This is a genomic window from Paenibacillus sp. PSB04 (assembly GCF_025809195.1).
Classification (GTDB): Bacteria; Bacillota; Bacilli; order Paenibacillales; family Paenibacillaceae; genus Paenibacillus_AQ; species Paenibacillus_AQ favisporus.
The window spans coordinates 5,467,339-5,486,863 of record NZ_CP081301.1 but is presented as its reverse complement, the minus strand read 5'-3'; the positions used below and the strand labels follow the sequence as shown (position 1 = coordinate 5,486,863).

Annotated in this window: 14 protein-coding genes; 12 read left to right on the top strand and 2 right to left on the bottom strand. The window is 54.5% G+C overall.

The window, feature by feature from the left end:
• Window positions 1-158 precede the first annotated feature (158 nt).
• The 5 genes from metE to K2F33_RS25280 all read left to right on the top strand — a co-directional run bounded on the left by metE (window position 159) and on the right by K2F33_RS25280 (window position 7,276).
• Complete coding sequence (gene metE / locus K2F33_RS25300; protein ID WP_263879395.1) at window positions 159-2,447, top strand: 5-methyltetrahydropteroyltriglutamate--homocysteine S-methyltransferase; 2,289 nt, start codon at window positions 159-161, stop codon at window positions 2,445-2,447.
• 163 nt (window positions 2,448-2,610) lie between these two features.
• Window positions 2,611-2,895 (top strand): DUF4183 domain-containing protein, encoded by a 285-nt coding sequence (locus K2F33_RS25295; protein ID WP_076166384.1) that lies wholly within the window; start codon window positions 2,611-2,613, stop codon window positions 2,893-2,895.
• A gap of 127 nt (window positions 2,896-3,022) precedes the next feature.
• On the top strand, window positions 3,023-3,580 hold the full coding sequence (locus K2F33_RS25290) for a GNAT family N-acetyltransferase (protein ID WP_212983594.1): 558 nt from the start codon (window positions 3,023-3,025) through the stop codon (window positions 3,578-3,580).
• Between the two features lie 261 nt (window positions 3,581-3,841).
• On the top strand, window positions 3,842-5,794 hold the full coding sequence (locus K2F33_RS25285) for an elongation factor G (RefSeq protein WP_263879391.1): 1,953 nt from the start codon (window positions 3,842-3,844) through the stop codon (window positions 5,792-5,794).
• Between the two features lie 177 nt (window positions 5,795-5,971).
• Window positions 5,972-7,276, top strand: a complete 1,305-nt coding sequence (locus tag K2F33_RS25280) for a discoidin domain-containing protein (protein WP_263879388.1) — start codon at window positions 5,972-5,974, stop codon at window positions 7,274-7,276.
• 67 nt (window positions 7,277-7,343) lie between these two features.
• Here the strand turns inward: K2F33_RS25280 and K2F33_RS25275 are convergent, their stop codons facing one another.
• The gene (locus K2F33_RS25275; protein ID WP_244364767.1) at window positions 7,344-7,544 is read right to left on the bottom strand and encodes a hypothetical protein; all 201 of its coding nucleotides are present in this window, start codon (window positions 7,542-7,544) and stop codon (window positions 7,344-7,346) included.
• 304 nt (window positions 7,545-7,848) lie between these two features.
• Between K2F33_RS25275 and K2F33_RS25270 the strand changes: the two genes are divergently transcribed.
• The 3 genes from K2F33_RS25270 to K2F33_RS25260 all read left to right on the top strand — a co-directional run bounded on the left by K2F33_RS25270 (window position 7,849) and on the right by K2F33_RS25260 (window position 11,629).
• Window positions 7,849-8,841: a Gfo/Idh/MocA family protein gene (locus K2F33_RS25270; RefSeq protein ID WP_263879385.1), complete on the top strand. Its 993-nt coding sequence runs from the start codon at window positions 7,849-7,851 to the stop codon at window positions 8,839-8,841.
• Complete coding sequence (locus tag K2F33_RS25265; RefSeq protein ID WP_076166370.1) at window positions 8,841-9,710, top strand: sugar phosphate isomerase/epimerase family protein; 870 nt, start codon at window positions 8,841-8,843, stop codon at window positions 9,708-9,710. The genes K2F33_RS25270 and K2F33_RS25265 overlap by 1 nt, the downstream gene beginning before the upstream one ends.
• Before the next feature lie 200 nt (window positions 9,711-9,910).
• The gene (locus K2F33_RS25260; RefSeq protein ID WP_263879382.1) at window positions 9,911-11,629 is read left to right on the top strand and encodes a histidine kinase N-terminal 7TM domain-containing diguanylate cyclase; all 1,719 of its coding nucleotides are present in this window, start codon (window positions 9,911-9,913) and stop codon (window positions 11,627-11,629) included.
• Between the two features lie 90 nt (window positions 11,630-11,719).
• Here K2F33_RS25260 and K2F33_RS25255 read toward each other — a convergent pair whose 3' ends face one another.
• The gene (locus K2F33_RS25255) at window positions 11,720-12,613 is read right to left on the bottom strand and encodes an AraC family transcriptional regulator (protein ID WP_076166361.1); all 894 of its coding nucleotides are present in this window, start codon (window positions 12,611-12,613) and stop codon (window positions 11,720-11,722) included.
• Window positions 12,614-12,866: 253 nt separating this feature from the next.
• Here K2F33_RS25255 and rhaB point away from each other — a divergent pair, with 253 nt between their 5' ends.
• From rhaB to K2F33_RS25235, 4 genes are all read left to right on the top strand, one after another.
• Window positions 12,867-14,315, top strand: coding sequence for a rhamnulokinase (gene rhaB / locus K2F33_RS25250; protein ID WP_212968695.1), 1,449 nt, complete (start codon window positions 12,867-12,869; stop codon window positions 14,313-14,315).
• A 36-nt stretch (window positions 14,316-14,351) separates the two neighbouring features.
• Window positions 14,352-15,629 (top strand): L-rhamnose isomerase, encoded by a 1,278-nt coding sequence (gene rhaA / locus K2F33_RS25245; RefSeq protein ID WP_212968694.1) that lies wholly within the window; start codon window positions 14,352-14,354, stop codon window positions 15,627-15,629.
• A gap of 515 nt (window positions 15,630-16,144) precedes the next feature.
• Entirely contained in the window at window positions 16,145-17,419 is a 1,275-nt protein-coding gene (locus K2F33_RS25240; RefSeq protein WP_263879377.1) for a BNR repeat-containing protein, read from the top strand.
• Between the two features lie 240 nt (window positions 17,420-17,659).
• On the top strand, window positions 17,660-19,450 hold the full coding sequence (locus K2F33_RS25235) for a sensor histidine kinase (RefSeq protein WP_263879375.1): 1,791 nt from the start codon (window positions 17,660-17,662) through the stop codon (window positions 19,448-19,450).
• Window positions 19,451-19,525 lie beyond the last annotated feature (75 nt).

Below are 19,525 nucleotides of genomic sequence, written 5' to 3'. Positions count from 1 at the left end.
AGCTGCGGGTAAACAAGCCGCCTGTGGAGCTTATTTTGGTTAGAACAAGAGCGATCGTTATAGCTTGCGGCTATAACTAGATATAGTTATTTCCAGTTATACGGCAGCAGACGTCACGTGTTATCTTTTTGGTAACAATTTGCAAAGGGGTAACGAAGATGGCATACAGCAGCAGTTTGGGATATCCGCGCATCGGCGCAAACCGGGAATGGAAGAAGGCGCTGGAGGCGTTTTGGTCCGGAAAAATCGAAGAATCGGAGCTGCACGCGCAGCTGCAGGACATTCGTTTGAATCATCTGAGCAAACAGCGGGACAAAGGAATCGATCTGATCCCGGTCAATGATTTCAGCTATTATGATCATGTGTTGGACACAGCAGCCATGTTCGGGATGATTCCGGATCGTTTTGAATACAACGGCGGGCCCGTTCCCGTATCCGTCTACTTTGCGATGGCGAGAGGAAACAAAGACGCCACTGCCTGCGAAATGACCAAATGGTTCAATACGAACTACCATTACATCGTGCCGGAACTGGACGGCATCACGCCGGTCCTAACCGAGAACAAACCGCTTGCGGCTTACCGTGAAGCCAAGGACAAGCTTGGCATCGAAGGAAAACCGGTCATCGTCGGACCGCTCACTTTCCTGAAGCTGTCCAAAGGGTATGCCGCATCGGAAACGGACGCCTGGCTTGATCGTCTGCTGCCGCTGTACGCGCAGGTTCTGAAGGAGCTGGAACAGGAAGGCGTCAACTGGGTGCAGGTGGATGAGCCGATTCTCGTAACGAAGCTAAGCGATACAGACGTCAGCCGGCTGCAGAAGATTTACCAAACGCTCAAAGCTGCGGCGCCAGGCGTCAGAATCATGCTGCAGACCTATTTTGAAGCAGTCGAACGTTATCAAGAGGTTACACAGCTGCCGGTCGACGGTATCGGGCTGGATCTGGTCCACGGAGGGGCAGGGAATCGGCAATCTATCCGTGACTTCGGGTTTCCGCAGGATAAAGTGCTTGGAGCGGGTGTCATCGATGGACGCGGCATTTGGAAAGCATCCATGCGCGAAAAGCTCGATCTGCTGAACGAGATCGCGGCGACCGTGCCGTCTGAACGGCTGGTGATTCAGTCCTCCTGCAGCCTGCTGCACGTACCCGTCACGGTTCAGGCAGAAACGAAGCTTCAGCCCGAACTTCTGGGTGCGCTGGCTTTTGCCGATGAGAAGCTGGAAGAAATCGTGCTGCTGAGCAAGGCCGTTCAATCCGGAGCATCGGTGATTTCTGCTGAGCTGGAAAAGAGTGAAGCGGCGGTAACCGCGCTCAAGCGTTCCGGCGAACGCAACCGCACCGATATCCAGCAGGCGGTGGCCGCTGTCAGCGCGGAGCCTGCGCAGCGTGAGGCTGCTTTTGCGAAGCGCCTCGACGTGCAGCAGGAACGGTGGCAGCTGCCTATTCTGCCAACGACGACTATCGGCAGCTTCCCGCAGTCGGCGGAAGTGCGCAAGGCACGCCAGCTGTGGCGCAAAGGCGAATGGAACGCCGAGCAGTACACGAATTTTATCCGGGAACAAATCGATCTCTGGATACAGCTGCAGGAGGAAATCGGACTTGATGTGCTCGTTCACGGCGAATTTGAACGGACGGACATGGTCGAATTTTTCGGGGAAAAGCTGGCGGGATTTGCCTTTACGCAGAACGGCTGGGTTCAATCCTACGGCTCCCGCTGCGTCAAACCGCCGATTATTTTCGGCGACGTCGCTTGGGAGAAGCCGATGACGGTCAAGGAGACCGCGTATGCCCAATCCAAGACGAAGCTGCCGGTCAAGGGCATGCTCACCGGGCCGATCACCATAATGAACTGGTCATTCGTCCGCGATGACATCAGCCGCGAGCAAATCGCCTACCAATTGGCTTATGCATTACGGCAAGAGGTCGAGGCGCTGGAGAGTGCGGGGATTGGCATGATCCAGGTGGATGAGCCGGCCGTTCGTGAAGGGCTCCCTCTGAAGGAACAGGACCAGAAAGGCTATCTCGAATGGGCGGTGAAGGCGTTCCGGCTGACCACGTGCACGGTGCAGAATTCGACGCAAATCCATACCCATATGTGCTATTGCGAATTCCATGACATGATCGATTCCATCATTGACATGGACGCGGACGTCATCTCCATTGAAACCTCGCGGAGCCACGGGGAGCTTATTCAGAGCTTCGAAGAGAATACCTACCCGCTGGGTATCGGCCTCGGCGTTTATGACATTCATAGTCCCCGCGTTCCGGACGTAGAGGAGATGACCCGGATGATCGACCGGGCTCTGCGGGTGCTGGATCCGAAGCTCTTCTGGATCAACCCGGACTGCGGACTCAAAACCCGGGGAATCGGAGAGACCGTAGCCTCGCTCCGGAACATGGTTGAAGCTACGCGCCTTGCCCGTGAAAAATACGCTTTGCAGGTGTAAATTGATATAACCCAAAATGCGTTAATCGCCTTTGTTGCTGCGAAGCCAATAGGCTGGGTAAAGCCGGCTATGAATCTACCGCTGTTTTCATCCATTTTTATAGACTTGCCCTCACTTCTCTGATCCTATCGCATCTATTGATAGAGAAGGGAGGTGAGCAAGGATGCCAATTGTAACACCATACCAGAACAGCCTGCGGTATACGTCCACGATCGGTTCGGGGACCGGAACAGGGGCTGCGTTCACCGTGGCCGCTACGGCATTTACGAATGATGCAGGCACGGCGGCCACGGCTTTTCCTGGAGCGTATAAATATTACAATCTTTTTATCAACGGAATGCTCCAGACGGCGGACACGTCCTCGGTCACGACGACCGCCATCACCATTCCAGGAGGTGATGCACTGGACGGAGGAACTCCTCTCGTCGTTCAGTTCGTCGTCTCCTAACGGTTATCACGATGCAAGTGCAGTGCAATGAATCGTCCGGATCCTTCCGGGCGGTTTTTTGCATCCATCCGTTATCCCCTTTCATGATATATTAATAGAATACTGAAGCCGGTTTGGGGGTTGACATATGGGGAAATTGGAGATCAGAAGACCAAAGGCAGCGGATGTCGAGGCAATACATACGTTTTTTAGGCTGGTTATCACGGATACGTTTGAGAAGGAAGGCATAGCCGACCTGCACGATGATATCGAACATGAAATCGCCTCTAAGCATGATTACCTCAGACAGGATTTGGAATCGCAAGGCCGCCAGCGTTATTTTCTCATCGCATGGTTGGAAGGCAAGATCGCCGGAACGATCGAGTATGGGCCTTCCAGCTCCCTGATTGATGAATCCACCGGCCATGCGCTAAGGGATGTGATCGAAGTCGGGACCGTTCTGGTTCACCCCGAGCTCCATGGCCAGGGTATCGGCAGCACGCTCTGGAGCACCATGCTGCTCACGCTGCAGGCAAAAGGCATCTCGCAATTCTGCCTGGACAGCGGGTATCGGAACGCCCAGCGGATCTGGACCCGGAAATTTGGCGAGGCGGACTATGTACTGGACAACCATTGGGGAGAGGGGCAGCATCATATGATCTGGTCCCGAAAAGTCGAGGATATATCCATCTCGTTCAAAATATAATATCGCTGAATCGCTGCAAGTTTTTTGGGATCGCTCCATCAAGCCGGTTTCCGGCCTGAAGGGAGCGGTCTTTTTTTGAGCTATTTAGAATGCGTGGCCGGATATTTTTTAGCTATAAGCATTTTCTACCCGTTCCGGATGTCCGGTACAGGGATACAATAAGTTTACAAATCATACAGGAGGCGGTACGCATGCGGCAACGCTATATCGACACGAAACCGAAAGGATCCAATCAAATGAAACCTGTGAGGTTAGAGCGATATGAACGATACGATAAATATTGGAGTTTTGGCCCATGTTGACGCCGGCAAAACGACTTTGACGGAGCAAATTTTGTATCAGGCGGGGGTAATCGAGGAGGCGGGATCGGTCGACCAAGGCAGTACGATCACCGACTCTTTGGACATGGAACGGAGAAGGGGGATCACCATCAAAGCGGCAGCCGTGTCGTTTATGCTGGGCGATCTGAAGGTGAATGTAATTGATACACCGGGGCATGCGGACTTCATCTCCGAAGTCGAACATTCCCTTGGCGTTCTGGACGGCGTGATTCTGGTCGTATCCGCGGTTGAGGGAGTTCAGGCACAGACACGGGTGCTGATGCAGACACTCAAGGAGCACGGAATCCCGGTTATTTTCTTTATTAATAAAATCGATCGGCTGGCTGCGGATTTCATTCGGGTGCGGGATTTAGTCCGCAAGCTGCTGGATGAACGCATATGTGAGGTGTCAGTTGCCCAGCAAGAGGGAACCGAGTCTGTTCAAGTGGTTCCGGCGGATCCCGGAGGTTCCGGCTGGATCGAAGTGCTGGCTTTGGGCAGCGAAGCGCTGATGGAGGATTTCGCAAATAATGAGGTTATAACTGAAGAGCGGCTGAGGCAAGAGCTGGGCAGACAAAGCCGGCAGGGACTTGCGTTTCCGCTGTTTGCCGGATCGGCGGCGAGAGGTTTGGGGGTTCGGGAGCTGCTCTCCGGGCTGGCCCGTTATTTTCCTGTCCAAGCATCGCAGGCGCTGTCCGCTCTGCCGCTGTCAGGATTGGTCTTCAAAGTGGTTGTCCAGGCGGGCGGGGAACGGCTCGTTTTTGTCCGATTGTTTGGCGGACAGCTGCAGACCCGGGCTGATGTGACGGTCATGACGCAGGATGGCCTGTCGGAACGGATTAAAATCAAGCAGCTGTACGGGCTGAAAGATGGCGAAAGGAAACCGGTTCAACAGGTCGATGCCGGGGATATCGCGATTTTTGGCAGCGAGCAGGTGAAGGTAGGGGACGTGATCGGCTGCGTGTCAGAGAGCATGAAGGTATTTCGTTTTCAGAAGCCTCCAATTCAAGTGCAGGTATCCGCCGTCCGGCCGGAAGATGGACACCCGCTTCATCAGGCGCTGAGCGAACTGACCGTGGAAGACCCGTTTTTGCAGTATGTATACGACTCTCAAACCCACGAAAATATCATCCACGTCTTCGGCAAGGTACAGCAGGAAGTGCTGCTGGAAACGCTGAGAGAGAGGTATGCGATTGAGGCTGCTTTCTCGGCACCGCAAGTGATCTGCATCGAAAAACCGGTATCTTCCGGGGAGGCTGCGGAAAGCATTGGTGAGCCGGACAACCCGTTCTGGGCAACGGTCGGCTTCCGCGTTGATCCGGGCCCAGTAGATTCCGGTCTGGTATACCGCCTGGAGGTTGAACTGGGATCGCTTCCGCTGTCTTTTCAAAAGGCGATCCGGGAAACCGTAACGGAGGTCCTCCAGGAAGGGCTGTACGGGTGGGGCGTTACCGATATCGCGGTTACCCTGACCCACAGCGGTTACAGCAGTCCCGTATCTACGGCAAAGGATTTCCGCCTGCTGACACCGCTTGTTCTGATGAAAGCGCTGGAAAGAGCAGGGACCCAGGTGTACGAACCGGTCAGCGAGCTGCAGATCAGCCTTCCCGAATCGAGCATCAGCAAAGTGCTGTTTCGGGTCACGGCGCTGGACGGGACGTTTGAAGAACCGAAGTTCGATCACGGCAGCGTATATGTCACGGGAACGATTCCGGTGCGAAATGCCGACATCTTAAAAACCGAGCTGCACGGACTCACAGGGGGAGAAGGCGTGATGTCGGTTAAGCCGGGCGGATACATCACTGCTGCCTCGCCGATCCCCGTCAATCAACGGAGGCAGCTGAATCCGCTCCAGCGCGGTGAATACATGCTGCATATCAACAAAATAAAATAAATGGTACATCCACAATCCGAGGTTCCGGGCGAACGTCGGATTGTTGGCATGCCCGCAAGCCGTCATGCAAGATCTGATTCTGAACGCCGAATATGACACATATCGTTAGATGGCACCACGTTTCATCTGCGGTATATTAGCCGAAACCATCCATTTTGTGTAGAGAGGTGAACTGGTTTGAAAGGAAAAGCATTCAAAGCGCTCATGAGCTGCCTTCTGCTCCTTGGACTGCTGCCCTGGAGCGCATCGGCAGAGACGGTACCCGAATCCGTGATTTACGGCGGCGGTCCGTTCTATGCAGGGGGAACCGACACGATGAACACGCTGAAAGCTTCCGGTTTCACGACGGTCATGCTGTGGACTATCCATGTCAACAGCAACGGGGATCTGGTGTATAACGATCAACCGGTGGTATCTAACGGCACCTATGTCGGCAAAGCATCATGGCCTGCCGAGCTGGCTTCGCTCAAGCAGGCGCCCACCTCGGTGAAGCGCCTTGAGATTAGCGTTGGTTCATGGGGCGTGAGCGATTTCCAGAACATCAAAAATCTCGTCGCCACTCAAGGGACGGGAACCGGAAGCATTTTGTACAAAAACTTTGCTGCGCTCAAGTCGGCGCTTGGGGTTGATGCGGTGAGCTTTGACAACGAGGACTTATACGACGTTAATTCGGCGGTCGCCTTTGGCAAGATGCTGTCCGGGATGGGCTTGAAGATCACGCTGTGTCCTTATACCAACGTCAGCTATTGGCAGAGCGTCAAATCCCAACTGGGATCCAGCGTGGACCGTGTGTATTTGCAGGTATACGACGGAGGAGCGGGGAATGATCCGGCAGCCTGGAGCAGCCAGCTCGGAATGACGGTAATGCCGGGATTGGACAGCAAAACGTCCAGCGGCGGCAACACCCCGGCTCAAGTCAACAGCCGGATGAGCGCGTGGAAGTCGTCGGCGGGCATCCAGGGAGGTTTTATCTGGTATTATGACGCCATTTTGAACAATCCGGGCGGAGGGTCGGCGGCGGACTACGCGGCGGCGATCAACAGTGCGCTGAGCGCACCCGCTAACGGATCGTTGACGACGGGCGGCACGGTATCCGCCAGCGCAATGGGGAGCCCATCCGGCGAAGAGAAGGAGAAGGCGTTTGACGGGAGCAGCTCAACGAAATGGCTGATTTTTACGAATGCGGGATGGATTCAGTATCAATTCGGCGGGGGGGCATCCCATATCGCCACTTCCTACTCGGTAACGTCAGCTAATGATTTTCCAGCAAGGGATCCGAAGAATTGGTCACTTCAGGGATCGAATAACGGCACGAGCTGGACGACGCTGGATACCCGTACAGGCCAAACCTTTGCAAGCCGCTTCCTGACGAAAACGTATACCTTTAGCAACACGACCGCTTATTCGTATTACCGGCTCAACGTGACGGCGAACAATGGTGGCGCGGAGCTGCAGATCGCCGAAATTGGCCTGTATCCGTAAACCGCTAACCTCGCGTGAACCGTTCAACACCGTCAGCTCTCGTTTAGAGGCTGGCGGTGCTTTGCCGTCAATCGCGTTTGATTTTGCCCAGCTCATCCGTTAACCTGTCCAGCTTACGATTTAATGCTTCCAGCTTCTTATCGTAATGGCGGTAGGTTAAATAACCGAGCACCGCTTTGAACAGAAAAAAGACGACCGCGGCGATGACGATCAAAAAGTAATTGTGGGCGAGCTGCCTGATCCAGCTGTTAATCGCATGCATATCCATGGGCCAGCTTCCTTTGTCCTTGTAATGAGTATATATCAGCTTTTTCCATATCGGAGCTATTATATCCGCTTATCATCGAGCGTTTAGAAAATAAGCTGCTGACAGAAGTAATAGCTTCAGTTTCAAAAGTGCCGCCTTTCTGTGAAATCGTGACAGGACGGCCGTCAAGTTGTCGTTATATTGCATTGTTCGGATGCGCTTTCATTTCTATAATGGGGATGACATAAAATACTGCTGAGATGAAGCCGGCAAGCCGTATGGAAGTATCCTTACTGTACCGTATTTTATTGAGGAGGCTGTGTACATGAGCAAAGTTCGCGTAGGCATCATCGGCACGGGAGGCATCGCCGCTTGGCATGCCAGACAACTGCTGGAACTACCGGAGGTTCAAATTACAGCTTTGACGGACACAAGTGACAAAAATCGGAATGCATTTGTGGAAAAATTCGAGCTTCGCGAAGCCCGCCAGTACTCGAATTACGAGGACATGCTGGCACAGGCAGAGCTGGACGCGGTCGTGATCTGTTCACCGCACACCCAGCATTTTCAGCAGGCGCAGGATGTGCTCAACAGCGGTCTGCATGTTCTGATCGAGAAGCCGATGACCTGCTCTTCGGCCGAGGCCGAGCTGCTGATTCATACCGCCGAGCAGGCGGGGAAAATTTTGCAGGTATCGTATCAACGCCACTTTCAACCCGAGTTCCTGTACATAAGGGATGCCATTGCGAGCGGCGTCATCGGCAAGGTTACCTCGGTTACCGCTTCGCTGTATCAGGAATGGAGACAGGGGACGCCCGGTTCCTGGCGGCAAGACCCGGCGCTCTCCGGGGGCGGCTTCCTGATGGATTCCGGCAGCCACATTATCGACGTGCTGCTCTGGACCACCGGGCTGACGCCGGTAGACGTCAAACCGCAGCTGCATATGCATGGTGCACCGGTCGAGATCGATACCTTTACCTCGATCCGGTTTGCGGAAGGAGCTGTGGCTGGATTGAATCTGGTCGGCTATGCACCTTGCTGGCATGAAACCTTTGTGTTCTGCGGCGAGGACGGCGGTATCTTCTATGACAACGGAAAAATCACGCTGCGGCGGCTGAAGCAGGAACCGATCGTCCCTGATCTGCCGGAGCAGACGACGAATCAGGACAAAAGCTTCATCGACGCGATTTTGGGACGGCATGAAGTATTGGTGCCTGGAGAATTCGCCCTGAAGGTTGTTAAGCTGTCCGAGATGATCTACCAGGCGGCAGGCTATGTCCCGCAGGCCGCATCGATAACAGAGGAGGAAAACGTCTAATGAGCAATCCTATCGGAATGCGGATACCACCCAAAATCGGTGCGGAAGGTATCCGGCAAACGGCTCTGTGGGCAGCAGAAGCCGGACTCGATATTCTGGATGTTCCGCAGCTGACTCCGGAAGTAAAGCAGGCGTGCGAGGAGGCCGGCATCGGGATCGGATCGGTCGATGCCCAGCAGACGGCAAAGCTTCTCAGCCGCGACGACTCTGTAAGAGAGGCGGCTGTGACCTCAGTAAAACAGCAAATGGAAGGAATTTCGGAACTCGGCGGCAGCGTCATGTTTATGTGTCTCGTCCCGGAAGACCATACGCTCCCACGCAGGGAGGGCTTCGCTATCTGGAAGGATACGTTTCCGGAACTGGTCCGCCATGCCGAGGAGAAGGGCGTTTATATGGCGATCGAGGGCTGGCCCGGCCCGGCGCCGTATTATCCGACGCTGGGATGTACGCCGGAAATGTGGAGAGCGATGTTCGAAGCGATCCCTTCGCGGCATTTCGGGCTCAACTATGATCCTTCCCACCTGGTCCGGCTGGGCATTGATTATCTCCGCGCTTTAAGCGAATTCGGTGACCGAGTCGTTCACTGCCACGGCAAGGATACGGAAATTTTGCACGATGAACTGTACGAGTGCGGCGTCATCCCCGCAACCTTTGGGGAGAAGTATGGCTTCTCCGAAGGGTCATGGCGCTATACGATCCCTGGGCATGGTGAAGTGGAATGGAGCAAGGTTGCCGTAAGGCTTGACCGGCTTGGTTATCAGGGAGCGGTAAGTATCGAGCTCGAAGATCACCGGTTCTGGGGATCGATCGAGGCGGAGCGGCAGGGGATCGTGAAAGCTGCCGAACATTTGGCTCAGTATTTTAAATGATTTGGACCGGCATATATATATGGCTGTCTTGAATGAAAGGCATCCAGGGGATTCAATCCCGTCATCATCCCGCCATCTCGTATGGCGGGATGATTATTTTTCTGTATCCTTGCCCTTATTTCCTGTGGTAACATCGGGATAACAATGACCGGACCGCGACGGCTCCGGCTAACCACACATGATTTGGAGCCTGCAACCTTATGGGAACACCTTACTCCGCTGTCCTGACTCTGATCGTATCCGCCGGTGTGTTAAATCTTCTGATGGGTTTATATGCCTTGTCGGGAAGGTCCAAGCTCACCATGGTGAGAACCTTTTTTGCGTTCAGCCTTTTGGCAGCCATTTATACGTTCGGGTCCGCGCTTGAACTTGCCAGCGGTTCGCTCGAAGAAATCAAGTTCTGGATCAAGTTCGAATACTTGGGCATGCCGTTTCTGCCTCCGCTGAATCTGCTCATCATTATGTCCTATCTCGGTATGGAGCGTTATTTGGGAAGGCGCCTCAAGATAACCATGTTCATCATTCCCGCGGTCACACTGCTGCTGGTCATGACGAACGATTGGCATCACCTCTATTACCGCGACATTGTCCTGCGGGCAGGCGGGTCCAGCCTTAAGGCGGACGTGGTGGGGGGTCCCTGGTATATTATTCAAGGTGCTTACACGTTCGGCTGCATGATCGGCGGTGTCGTGCTTCTGCTGAGGCACTGGCGGAGAATGCCTTCTTACCGCTTTCAGCTCGGCACGATGCTGATCGGCCTGGTGCTGCCGCTAGCCGGAGACTTTCTTTACCTGGGCGGTCTAACCCCTGAAGGGATGGATCCGATCCCGGTGATCATGACGGTGACTTCAGCGCTTTACTTATGGGCGCTTGTGTCCAAAGGATTATTTCACGTCGCTCCGATTGCCCGGGACAAGCTGTTTGCCAGCATGCGTGACGGGGTGCTGGTACTCGACAGGGACAACCGGCTGGTCGATTACAACCCTGCCGCCGGCGCCATGATTCCAGAGCTCGGCGTCTCGTCCATCGGGGAGCCGCTGGAAGGGCTGTGGGAAAAGCACGCCGGTGGACCGCTGCTTCATTACGATCCGGATACGGATAGCGGTTCAGCAGCGGATATTCAGGAATTGAACTGGCATATTGGAGAGAGGGACTTCAACTATCAAATCCGGACGTCTGTCATCCGCAATCAGGGCGGGCAGCCGGCCGGACGGCTGATCGTGCTGATCGATGTCACCGAGAAAGCGCGTCTTCAGGAAGAGCTTTGCCAGCTGGCTTACTATGACGGGTTGACGCGGATTTACAATCGTGCCCATTTTATGAAGCTGGCCAGCGGCCTGCTGTACGACTGCCTGAAACAGGAGGAGCCAATGTCGCTGCTGCTGTTCGACATCGATCACTTCAAGCGGATCAACGATGAGTTCGGGCATGATACGGGCGATGACGCCCTGATGCACATCGTCGCGGTATGCCGTGAGCAGCTGCGACCCGAGGATGTGTTTGGCAGGTACGGGGGCGAGGAGTTTGTGGTCGCCCTTCCGGGGCTCAGCCCGGTAGAGGCTGCCGGAGCAGCGGAGCGCATACGCGCCAGCCTTGCCCTGCAGCCGCTTGAGACAGCGGGCGGCCCACTGTCGATGACGGCAAGCTTTGGTGCCGCCGGCTTGCCTGCGGCGGGCTTGGCGAGAATGGAAGCAGCGGCGAGCGCGGAGGCGGGCGAGACTGGCCCGTCGTCAGCTTGGGTCCGTGATGGAGGTCTTACAGCGGGGATGGAAGTCACATCCGCGGGAGTGCTCCCTATAGGAGGAGGCAATTGGCCGGATGCCGAGCTGCGGCGGCTGCTGAAGCTGGCCGACCGGGCGCTGTACGATGCCAAGCGGGCCGGAAGAGACACGGTGCGGATTGCCGCGGAAACGTCCTGAACAATATGGAATGAAGGAAGCCAGCCCCTTGGGGACTGGCTTTATTTGTGTATATGCATAGTGTATATGAATATTACATTGTTACACTAATCAATCTTCCGTTCCGGCGGCCGTCCTTGTTATGGAGGCGTGTGACTGCCGGTATTCCCTTGGCGTCATGCCGGTAATCTTCTTGAAGAGCCCGTTGAAAAACGCGATGTCCGTATACCCTACGGCGCCTGAGATATCGTGAATCCGGCGGTGACTTGACCGGAGCAGGCGGCAAGCCTCCTGAATCCGGATCCGCTGCAGATACTTGATTGGTGTGAGTCCGGTATGTTTGACGAACAGCCTCTGAAACTGCCGCTCCCCAATCCCGAGCTCACCGGCTAGCTCCTCTACGGTAAACGGACGGCTGTAATGGCCATGAAGCATAGACAGCACATGGTCCATACCTACGGTAGGCGGCGGTGCCCCTTCCACCGTGGCTTCGTGAATCCGGATGATGCAGATCATCAGCTGAAGCATGCCTGCGTACAAGGCGGTTTCCCTTCCGGTACGTTCCACCGAATACTCACGATAGAGCCGTTCAAACCAGCCTTTGGCTTCGCCGTCACGGTCGCGGTAGTGCATGATTTCGTTAAAAGCCAGAAGCCTTCCGAGCTCATCGCCTCCAGGCACCATTTCCAAAATTTTGGTGGCATTCTCCATGGAAGTCAGGCAGTTATACACGATCAGCTGACGGTCTTTGGCCGTTGACCCCGGCCTGAACACATGCGAAGCGCCGATCGGAATGACGAACAGGTCCCCCGCAGATACGGGCATGACCTCATCGCCTGTATGGTGATACCCGGTTCCTTCACTGACATAACTCATTTCCAGAAAATCATGGTGATGTTCGGTTAACTCATAGGACTCGGCGTTGCGGTTTACGAAAATCGAGAAGTCATCCCAATTGTTGAAATACTCCCTGCCGCTCAGCAGCCTTACCGTACGCTTAGGCATGATGATTATCCTCGCTATGTCGGAATTACCGGGTAAAATGTCGCTTTCACCTAAATTACCCGGGGTGTTAATCATTTTATGATAAATAGGAGGATAGAACAAGATCTGGTCATGGAACGCTGGAAATGTTGCGCGAAAAGGTGTATGGAAGCAGCCGAAAGGCTGGCGGCAGAATCTTTTCCTGATATGGCAGTGTGATTCGAAAGCGTTTCCATGAAAGGGGACGAACTTGGTACAGAAAGGGGATGGAGGTATGGATGCTCATATCGCCGTTGACATCGGGGCATCAAGCGGGCGCCTCGTTCTCGGAAGGCTGAAGCATTCCAAGCTGGTGCTGGAGGAAATCCACCGATTCGACAACGGCTTCCGTGAGCTGGACGGCTCTCTGTATTGGGATATCGAGCATTTGCTGGAGCAAATCGTTGCGGGGCTGCAGGCAGCCAAAAAGGCCGGCGTCGATTCCTGTACTTTGGGGATCGATACCTGGGCGGTGGATTATGCACTGGTCGACCGGGAAGGCAGGAGGCTTAGGGAAGTCTATGCGTACCGTGACCGGCGGACGGATTCGGCCCCGGCGGAGCTGGAAAAGCTGATTTCCCGCGAAGCCCTGTATGAGAAGACAGGCATCCAGCAGCTGACGTTCAACACGATCTACCAGCTGTTTGCACATGACCGGGAAGAACGGGCACGGGTAGACCAGGTTCTGCTCGTACCGGATTATTTGTATTTCCGTCTGTCAGGTAGGCGGATCAACGAAGTGACCAACGCGTCCACCACCCAGCTGCTGAACTTGCAGAGCCGGGATTATGATGCAGAGCTGTTGTCCATTCTCGGGATGCGGCGGGAACAGTTTGCCGCGCTGACCGAGCCGGGAACCCCCCTTGGAGGGCTGGACCCGGCACTTCAGCAGCGGTACGATTTGCCGTTGTGCAGCCTCGTCGTTGCGGCAACCCATGATACCGCTTCCGCGGTGCTTGGAGTGCCCGCCCGTGAGGGGAGTTCCTGGGCCTTCTTGAGCAGCGGTACATGGTCCCTTCTGGGCGTGGAGCGGGATCAGCCCCTGAACACGAAGGAAACGATGGCAGCGAACTACACCAATGAATGGGGCGCTTACGGAACATATCGTTTTTTGAAAAATATTACGGGCCTCTGGTTAATACAGGAAGTCCGCCGGCAGAGCGGAGACCGGTACAGCTTTGCTGAGCTGGTTCAAATGGCGGAGCAAAGCGAGCCTTACCGCAGTCTGATCGACTGCAATGACGACCGGTTTCTAAATCCGCCGGATATGGCGGAGGAAATCCGCCGCTTTTGCAGGGACACCGGGCAGAAGGTTCCGGAGTCGGTGGCCCAGGTGGCACGCTGCATCTTCGACAGCTTGGCTCTAAGCTACGGCACGTACTTGGATGAGCTGGAATCGTTGACCGGAGAACCCGTCGAAGTCCTGCACATTGTAGGCGGCGGAGCGAAAAACGAACTGCTCTGCCAGCTGACGGCGGACGCCACCGGCCGGGAGGTCTGCGCAGGCCCCGTCGAATCCACGGCGCTCGGCAACCTGATGGTCCAAATGATCCAAACTGGAGTGTTCAGGGATATCCATGAAGCCAGAAGAACCGTTGCCGAATCTTTTGAAGTGACCCGCTATAAACCGGGCCCGCTCGTGGCCGGCGTGAAGGAACGCTGGAATAGGATCGTGAAGAAATGATCATATACCAAATCCAATTTTCGGGAGGCAAGTAACATGGATCAACAAATTCAGAAGAGCTATGAGGATGCCAAAACGCTTTATGCCCAGCATGGGATCGACGTCGACCAGGCGCTGGAAAAGCTGGCGCAAATTAAAATTTCGCTCCACTGCTGGCAGGGTGACGATGTGCGAGGTTTTCTGTTCAGAGACGCGGAGCTTAGCGGAGGAATTGCGGTAACCGGCAGTTATCCGGGACGCGCCGCCACACCGGATCAGCTGAGAGACGATCTGGAGAAAGCCTTGTCCTTGATCCCCGGCAAGCATAAAGTAAACCTCCATGCGATATATGCGGACACTGAAGAGAAGGTTGATCTTGACGAGCTCGAGCCCCGCCATTTTCAGCGTTGGGTCGATTGGGCCAAAGATCAGGGACTCGGTCTGGATTTCAATCCTACGTATTTCTCCCATCCGAAAGCGGCCGACGGTTTTACACTCAGCCATGCGGATGAGGAAATCCGCCAGTTCTGGATCCGCCACGGCAAGGCATCCCGCAGGATTGCCGAGCATTTCGGCCGCGAGCTGGGTCAGCCCTGCGTGACCAATAGCTGGGTACCTGACGGGTACAAGGATACGCCGGTCGACCGCCTGTCACCGCGCCAGCGGCTGCGCGATTCGCTTGACGAGATTTTCAGCGAAGAGATCGATCCGTCGTATAACATCGACGCGGTGGAGAGTAAGTTGTTTGGTTTGGGCTCCGAGAGCTACGTTGTGGGTTCGCACGAATTTTATATGGGCTACGCGCTGTCCCGGGGAAAATCGGTCTGCCTCGATGCCGGGCATTTTCATCCGACTGAAGTGATCAGCAACAAGCTGACGTCCATCCTGATGTTCAGCGAACATTTGCTGCTGCATGTCAGCCGTCCCGTGCGCTGGGACAGCGACCATGTCGTAACGATGGATGATGAGCTGCTCGAAATCGCCCGCGAGCTGGTCCGGGGTGATTTGCTGCCGAGAACGAGCATTGGCCTGGATTTCTTTGACGGCAGCATCAATCATATTGCAGCATGGGTCATCGGCACCCGCAATACGATCAAAGCGCTCCTCCGGGCCATGCTGGAACCGGTGGATGAGCTGAAAAGGATCGAGCTTGCAGGCGATTTCACCTCACGGCTGGCTTTGACCGAGGAGTTCAAATCCTACCCTTTCGGGGCCGTGTGGGATTACTACTGCGCTTCGCAGGGCGTGCCTGTGCGTGAGCAGTGGCTGCATGAAGTGAAACGCTATGAGGAGCAAGTGTTATCCGCTAGATACAGCTTGGTTCAGAACTCTTAATTTCTGGCAGAGCTTAGAATGAAGTGCTTTAAAACAGTAGCGACGCCGCATCCGGCGTCGTTTTTTTATAATATCAGAAAGTATAAACTCCAAGGCGATGGCTTCCTGATATTGCAAGAAAAATTACCTTTAAACGCGGTCTGTCTTCTTTGAAAGTACGTCGATAGACGTTTTTTTACGTCGGCAATAACCGTATCGTTTGGCTTGGCAGGGCAGAATTATTTTCGAATCATACATCTCGCTAAGTTTAGTCCATGCAAGCGGCTGGACCGATTTAATGGGCTGTCCGCGCACGGGCTAATTCGTTCTATATCTGTTTTCAGCTGAATGAAAAGACGTGAATTTGTTCTATGGGATGCATCAATTTGTGTATGACACGGGGGTTGAGCCTCGTGCTACGATAACCGTGCGCATGAGGGTTCTGACAATTTGAAAGCGCTTCACATTGTGGGCAGGATAGAGTCTCATGCTTCAGGCATATGAAGGGGTTACTTTACCTAAAGGAGGCTGAAGATATGAAAAAAGGAAGACCGTGGAAAACCGGAGCTGCAGCGTTGATGCTGGCTATGCTCCTGCCGTCCGGGATGGGCAGCGCTGACGCGGCATTGACCGAGGTGCCATATGCCATGGATTCAAGCAACCAAGCGGGTTGGTGGACGCCCCTCGAAACGTATGGAACGGGATTGGAGTACGCCTACATGGCGTATAACGCGCCGGGAAGCGCCGAGTCAACGCATAAAGTATATATCGCCAGGCGGGACGGGAATGGGGGATGGTCCAATATTCCAGTCATGAACGGGAGCTCGGTTGCAGAATACAGCGATGATTTGGGACATAATCAGCCCTCGATCGCGCGGGACGGGAGCGGCAGGTTTCACGTGTTCGCTTCGATGCACCACGAAGCATGGCATTATTTCCGGTCCGACACGGTAGGGGGCGCGCCGCAAAACCATTCCGCCGATATGCCAACGCCTTCCACGTTTAAAGGCACCTATCCCGTCTTGACCACGGCACCGAACGGAGACGTATACCTGTTGATCCGGTCCGGCGAAGACGCCGCCGGCTACCGGTCAGGGCAGCTGTTCCGGTGGGATAACGCGGCTTCCACATGGTCCAAGGTGGCCGTGATCGGCTCGTCCTTGAACAAATCGTTCTACCCTGATGATCTTGTTTTTGATGCGAACGGCGACCTTCACATTTTGTTCGAGTGGTCCGCATTTGCAGCCAGTCCGCTGCGGCATGAATTGACTTACGTCAAATACAGCCCATCGACAGGCAGCTTCACCAAGGCCGACGGAAGCGCCGTTTCTCTGCCGCTGACGCCGGGAACCGCCGATATCATCCAGCCGCTCTCCCCGACCGAAGCGTATGTTCAGACGGGAAGTGACCCCGGTGGCCCCGGTGTGCAGAGCGCCAAACTGGCCGTCGATTCGTCCGGCAATCCCGTCGCAGCCTACCGCTACCGGGAGGAAGGCAGTACGACCTTTTCCGTGAAGTATGCATCCTATGGAGTCAACGGCTGGAACCTGCAAACCGTGTATAACGCTTCCGAGACCAAGGCAGCCATTGATATTACATGGGCCGGCTCGGTGCCGCGGGTGTACTACGCCAAGAGCAGCGGTACGGACCGCGCATTTATGGCCGCACCGACGGGCGGGGGCTGGAGCCAAACGTCCATCGCGCCAGGCAAGCCGATCGAGCGGCTTAGCGTGGAGCGCAATGAAAACGGCGTCGATATTATGTACCTTGTGGACGTCTCGAACCGCAAGCTGTATTACGGTAGAAACTGAGCCTGCGATCTTGCTGAAAGCAAGATCAAATTATACGTATAAATCTCCTGAAGGACCGCATAAGGGTGCGGTTCTTTTTTCGTTAACAGGCAGGACCAACAGCGGCGTGTCAATAGAACGATTTGATGCTTTTTTTCAGGGCTGCACACTACAAATTTACGCTCTTGAACAAACCTTGTTATCTAGGGACATCGTGTGAGATATAATGGGAGCACCAAGTGTAAAAAAGGAGTTCTCGTTATGCGGAAATGGCTCGGTTACCTCATTCCCCACAAGCTGAAATACCGGTTGTTTGCCCTGTTTGCGCTCGTCATTTTGCTTCCGTTCAGCGTGCTGAATTTGTACAATTACCAGAAAATCGAATCGCTTGTCCAAAATAAAATCAGCGAGCAGAGCCACGAGCAGCTGGACAATCTGCACCGGTCACTCGAGGATCAGCTCAGCATTGCGTTCAAGACGCTGATTTTCCTGGAACAGGACACCGAGGTGAGGCGCATTCTGCAGAAGCCGGAGGAACGGTCGGTCCTGGATAACAAAGAGATCATGGAGGACAAGTTCAAAGGGCTCAACAACAGCTTTTTCCTGTACAATCCGTCCGTTTATTTCACGCTTCTCGACAACAGCGGCCATGTGTATACATCCTATCCGCCGAATACTTCCCTGAATTACAGCCAGATTGCATCTAACGCATCTTTTAAGGCGCTTAAGGAATCCAAGTCCTCTTATCTCTGGGTGTCCGACGACGCCAATTACGTGTCACGTGACATCAGTAAGAGCCCGAGCCTGCTGTCTTTGTACGCCGAACTGCGCGACCGGAGCAACAAGGCCTACGGCTTGGCACGCATCAGCATCGATTTTTCCTTTTGGTTTCAATCCATGCTGCAAAAATCCGAAAGCGATCAAGCCTACTTTATCATGACCCGTACCGGTGAGGTGATCGCAAGGTCGATTCCCGATTCGTCATTGTCTGCCGCAGCCGTCAAAGAAATCGCAGACATGCCGCAGAGCGGTCATTGGACGGATCAGCAGTCCGACACGCTGGTGAATTACAGCTATTTGTCTTCCCTGGATTGGTATTTGGTGGATCGAATACCGCTTCATCTGCTGTTCCGGGAAATCGAAACGCTGAAGAAGCAATACTTTGTAACCTTTTATGCCATTACCGCCGCGTTTATTGCGGTAGCGTTCATGATTGCCCATGCGTTTACAAGGCCGTTGTCGCATATGCAGATCAAGATGAAGGAGGCGGTCCGCAAGGATCTGCGGATCCGGCTGCCTGAGAAGCGGTACAAGGGAGAAATTTTGGAACTGACCCGGACGTTTAACACGATGATGGTCGATATGAATGGTTTGGTCCAGCGGCTGAGAGCCGAAGAACGGCAGAAGGATGCGGTGCATTTTCAGATGCTGCTGGCGCAGATGAACCCCCATTTCCTGCTGAATACGCTGAATACGATCAAGTGGATCGGCCTGCGGAGCGGTAGCGAAGAAACCGTCGAGATCTGCCTGTCGCTCGGAAAGCTGCTCGAGACGAGCCTCAACTCCGACGTGGACCTGATTCATCTCCGGGATGAAATCGAGCTTACGCGCGCCTTTCTTTATATTCAGCAGGTGCGATATGGGAACCGCTTTCAAGTGGAGTTCAGCTATGATGAGGAGCTGGTGTATGCGCTGGTGCCGAAGCTGAGCCTGCAGCCCTTGGTGGACAATGCAATCAAGCACGGCATCGGCAATATGGCCGAAGGCGGACGGATTCTGATCCGGATGGGGCGCAGCCCGCTGCTGCAGGACCGGCTCACTCTGGAAGTCGAAGACAATGGCATCGGCATCGATCAGTCCAGCAAAAATCAGGGCGAAGCCCGCAAGCGTCCGAGCATCGGATTGCAAAATGTGAGGGAGCGGCTTCGCCTTTTGTTCAAGGACAAAGGGGAGCTTGAGGTCATCCCGCTTGAGCAGGGTACGCTGTGCCGGATGCACCTGCCCGTGCTGCTGTCCGAGCCCTACGAGAATACGCGTCAATCGATATCATGAACGATCTAAATGGAACTAAAATGTTGATCCGGCTGATTTCTTGGAATGTGCAACTGTTCTAAGTCTGAGCTGTGA

Bases quoted from the DNA above. Each gene is read 5' to 3' on its own strand.
- metE (WP_263879395.1), top strand. From the start codon at position 159: ATGGCATACAGCAGCAGTTTGGGATATCCGCGCATCGGCGCAAACCGG.
- K2F33_RS25295 (WP_076166384.1), top strand. From the start codon at position 2,611: ATGCCAATTGTAACACCATACCAGAACAGCCTGCGGTATACGTCCACG.
- K2F33_RS25290 (WP_212983594.1), top strand. From the start codon at position 3,023: ATGGGGAAATTGGAGATCAGAAGACCAAAGGCAGCGGATGTCGAGGCA.
- K2F33_RS25285 (WP_263879391.1), top strand. From the start codon at position 3,842: ATGAACGATACGATAAATATTGGAGTTTTGGCCCATGTTGACGCCGGC.
- K2F33_RS25275 (WP_244364767.1), bottom strand. From the start codon at position 7,544: ATGGATATGCATGCGATTAACAGCTGGATCAGGCAGCTCGCCCACAAT.
- K2F33_RS25270 (WP_263879385.1), top strand. From the start codon at position 7,849: ATGAGCAAAGTTCGCGTAGGCATCATCGGCACGGGAGGCATCGCCGCT.
- K2F33_RS25265 (WP_076166370.1), top strand. From the start codon at position 8,841: ATGAGCAATCCTATCGGAATGCGGATACCACCCAAAATCGGTGCGGAA.
- K2F33_RS25260 (WP_263879382.1), top strand. From the start codon at position 9,911: ATGGGAACACCTTACTCCGCTGTCCTGACTCTGATCGTATCCGCCGGT.
- K2F33_RS25255 (WP_076166361.1), bottom strand. From the start codon at position 12,613: ATGCCTAAGCGTACGGTAAGGCTGCTGAGCGGCAGGGAGTATTTCAAC.
- rhaB (WP_212968695.1), top strand. From the start codon at position 12,867: ATGGATGCTCATATCGCCGTTGACATCGGGGCATCAAGCGGGCGCCTC.
- rhaA (WP_212968694.1), top strand. From the start codon at position 14,352: ATGGATCAACAAATTCAGAAGAGCTATGAGGATGCCAAAACGCTTTAT.
- K2F33_RS25240 (WP_263879377.1), top strand. From the start codon at position 16,145: ATGAAAAAAGGAAGACCGTGGAAAACCGGAGCTGCAGCGTTGATGCTG.
- K2F33_RS25235 (WP_263879375.1), top strand. From the start codon at position 17,660: ATGCGGAAATGGCTCGGTTACCTCATTCCCCACAAGCTGAAATACCGG.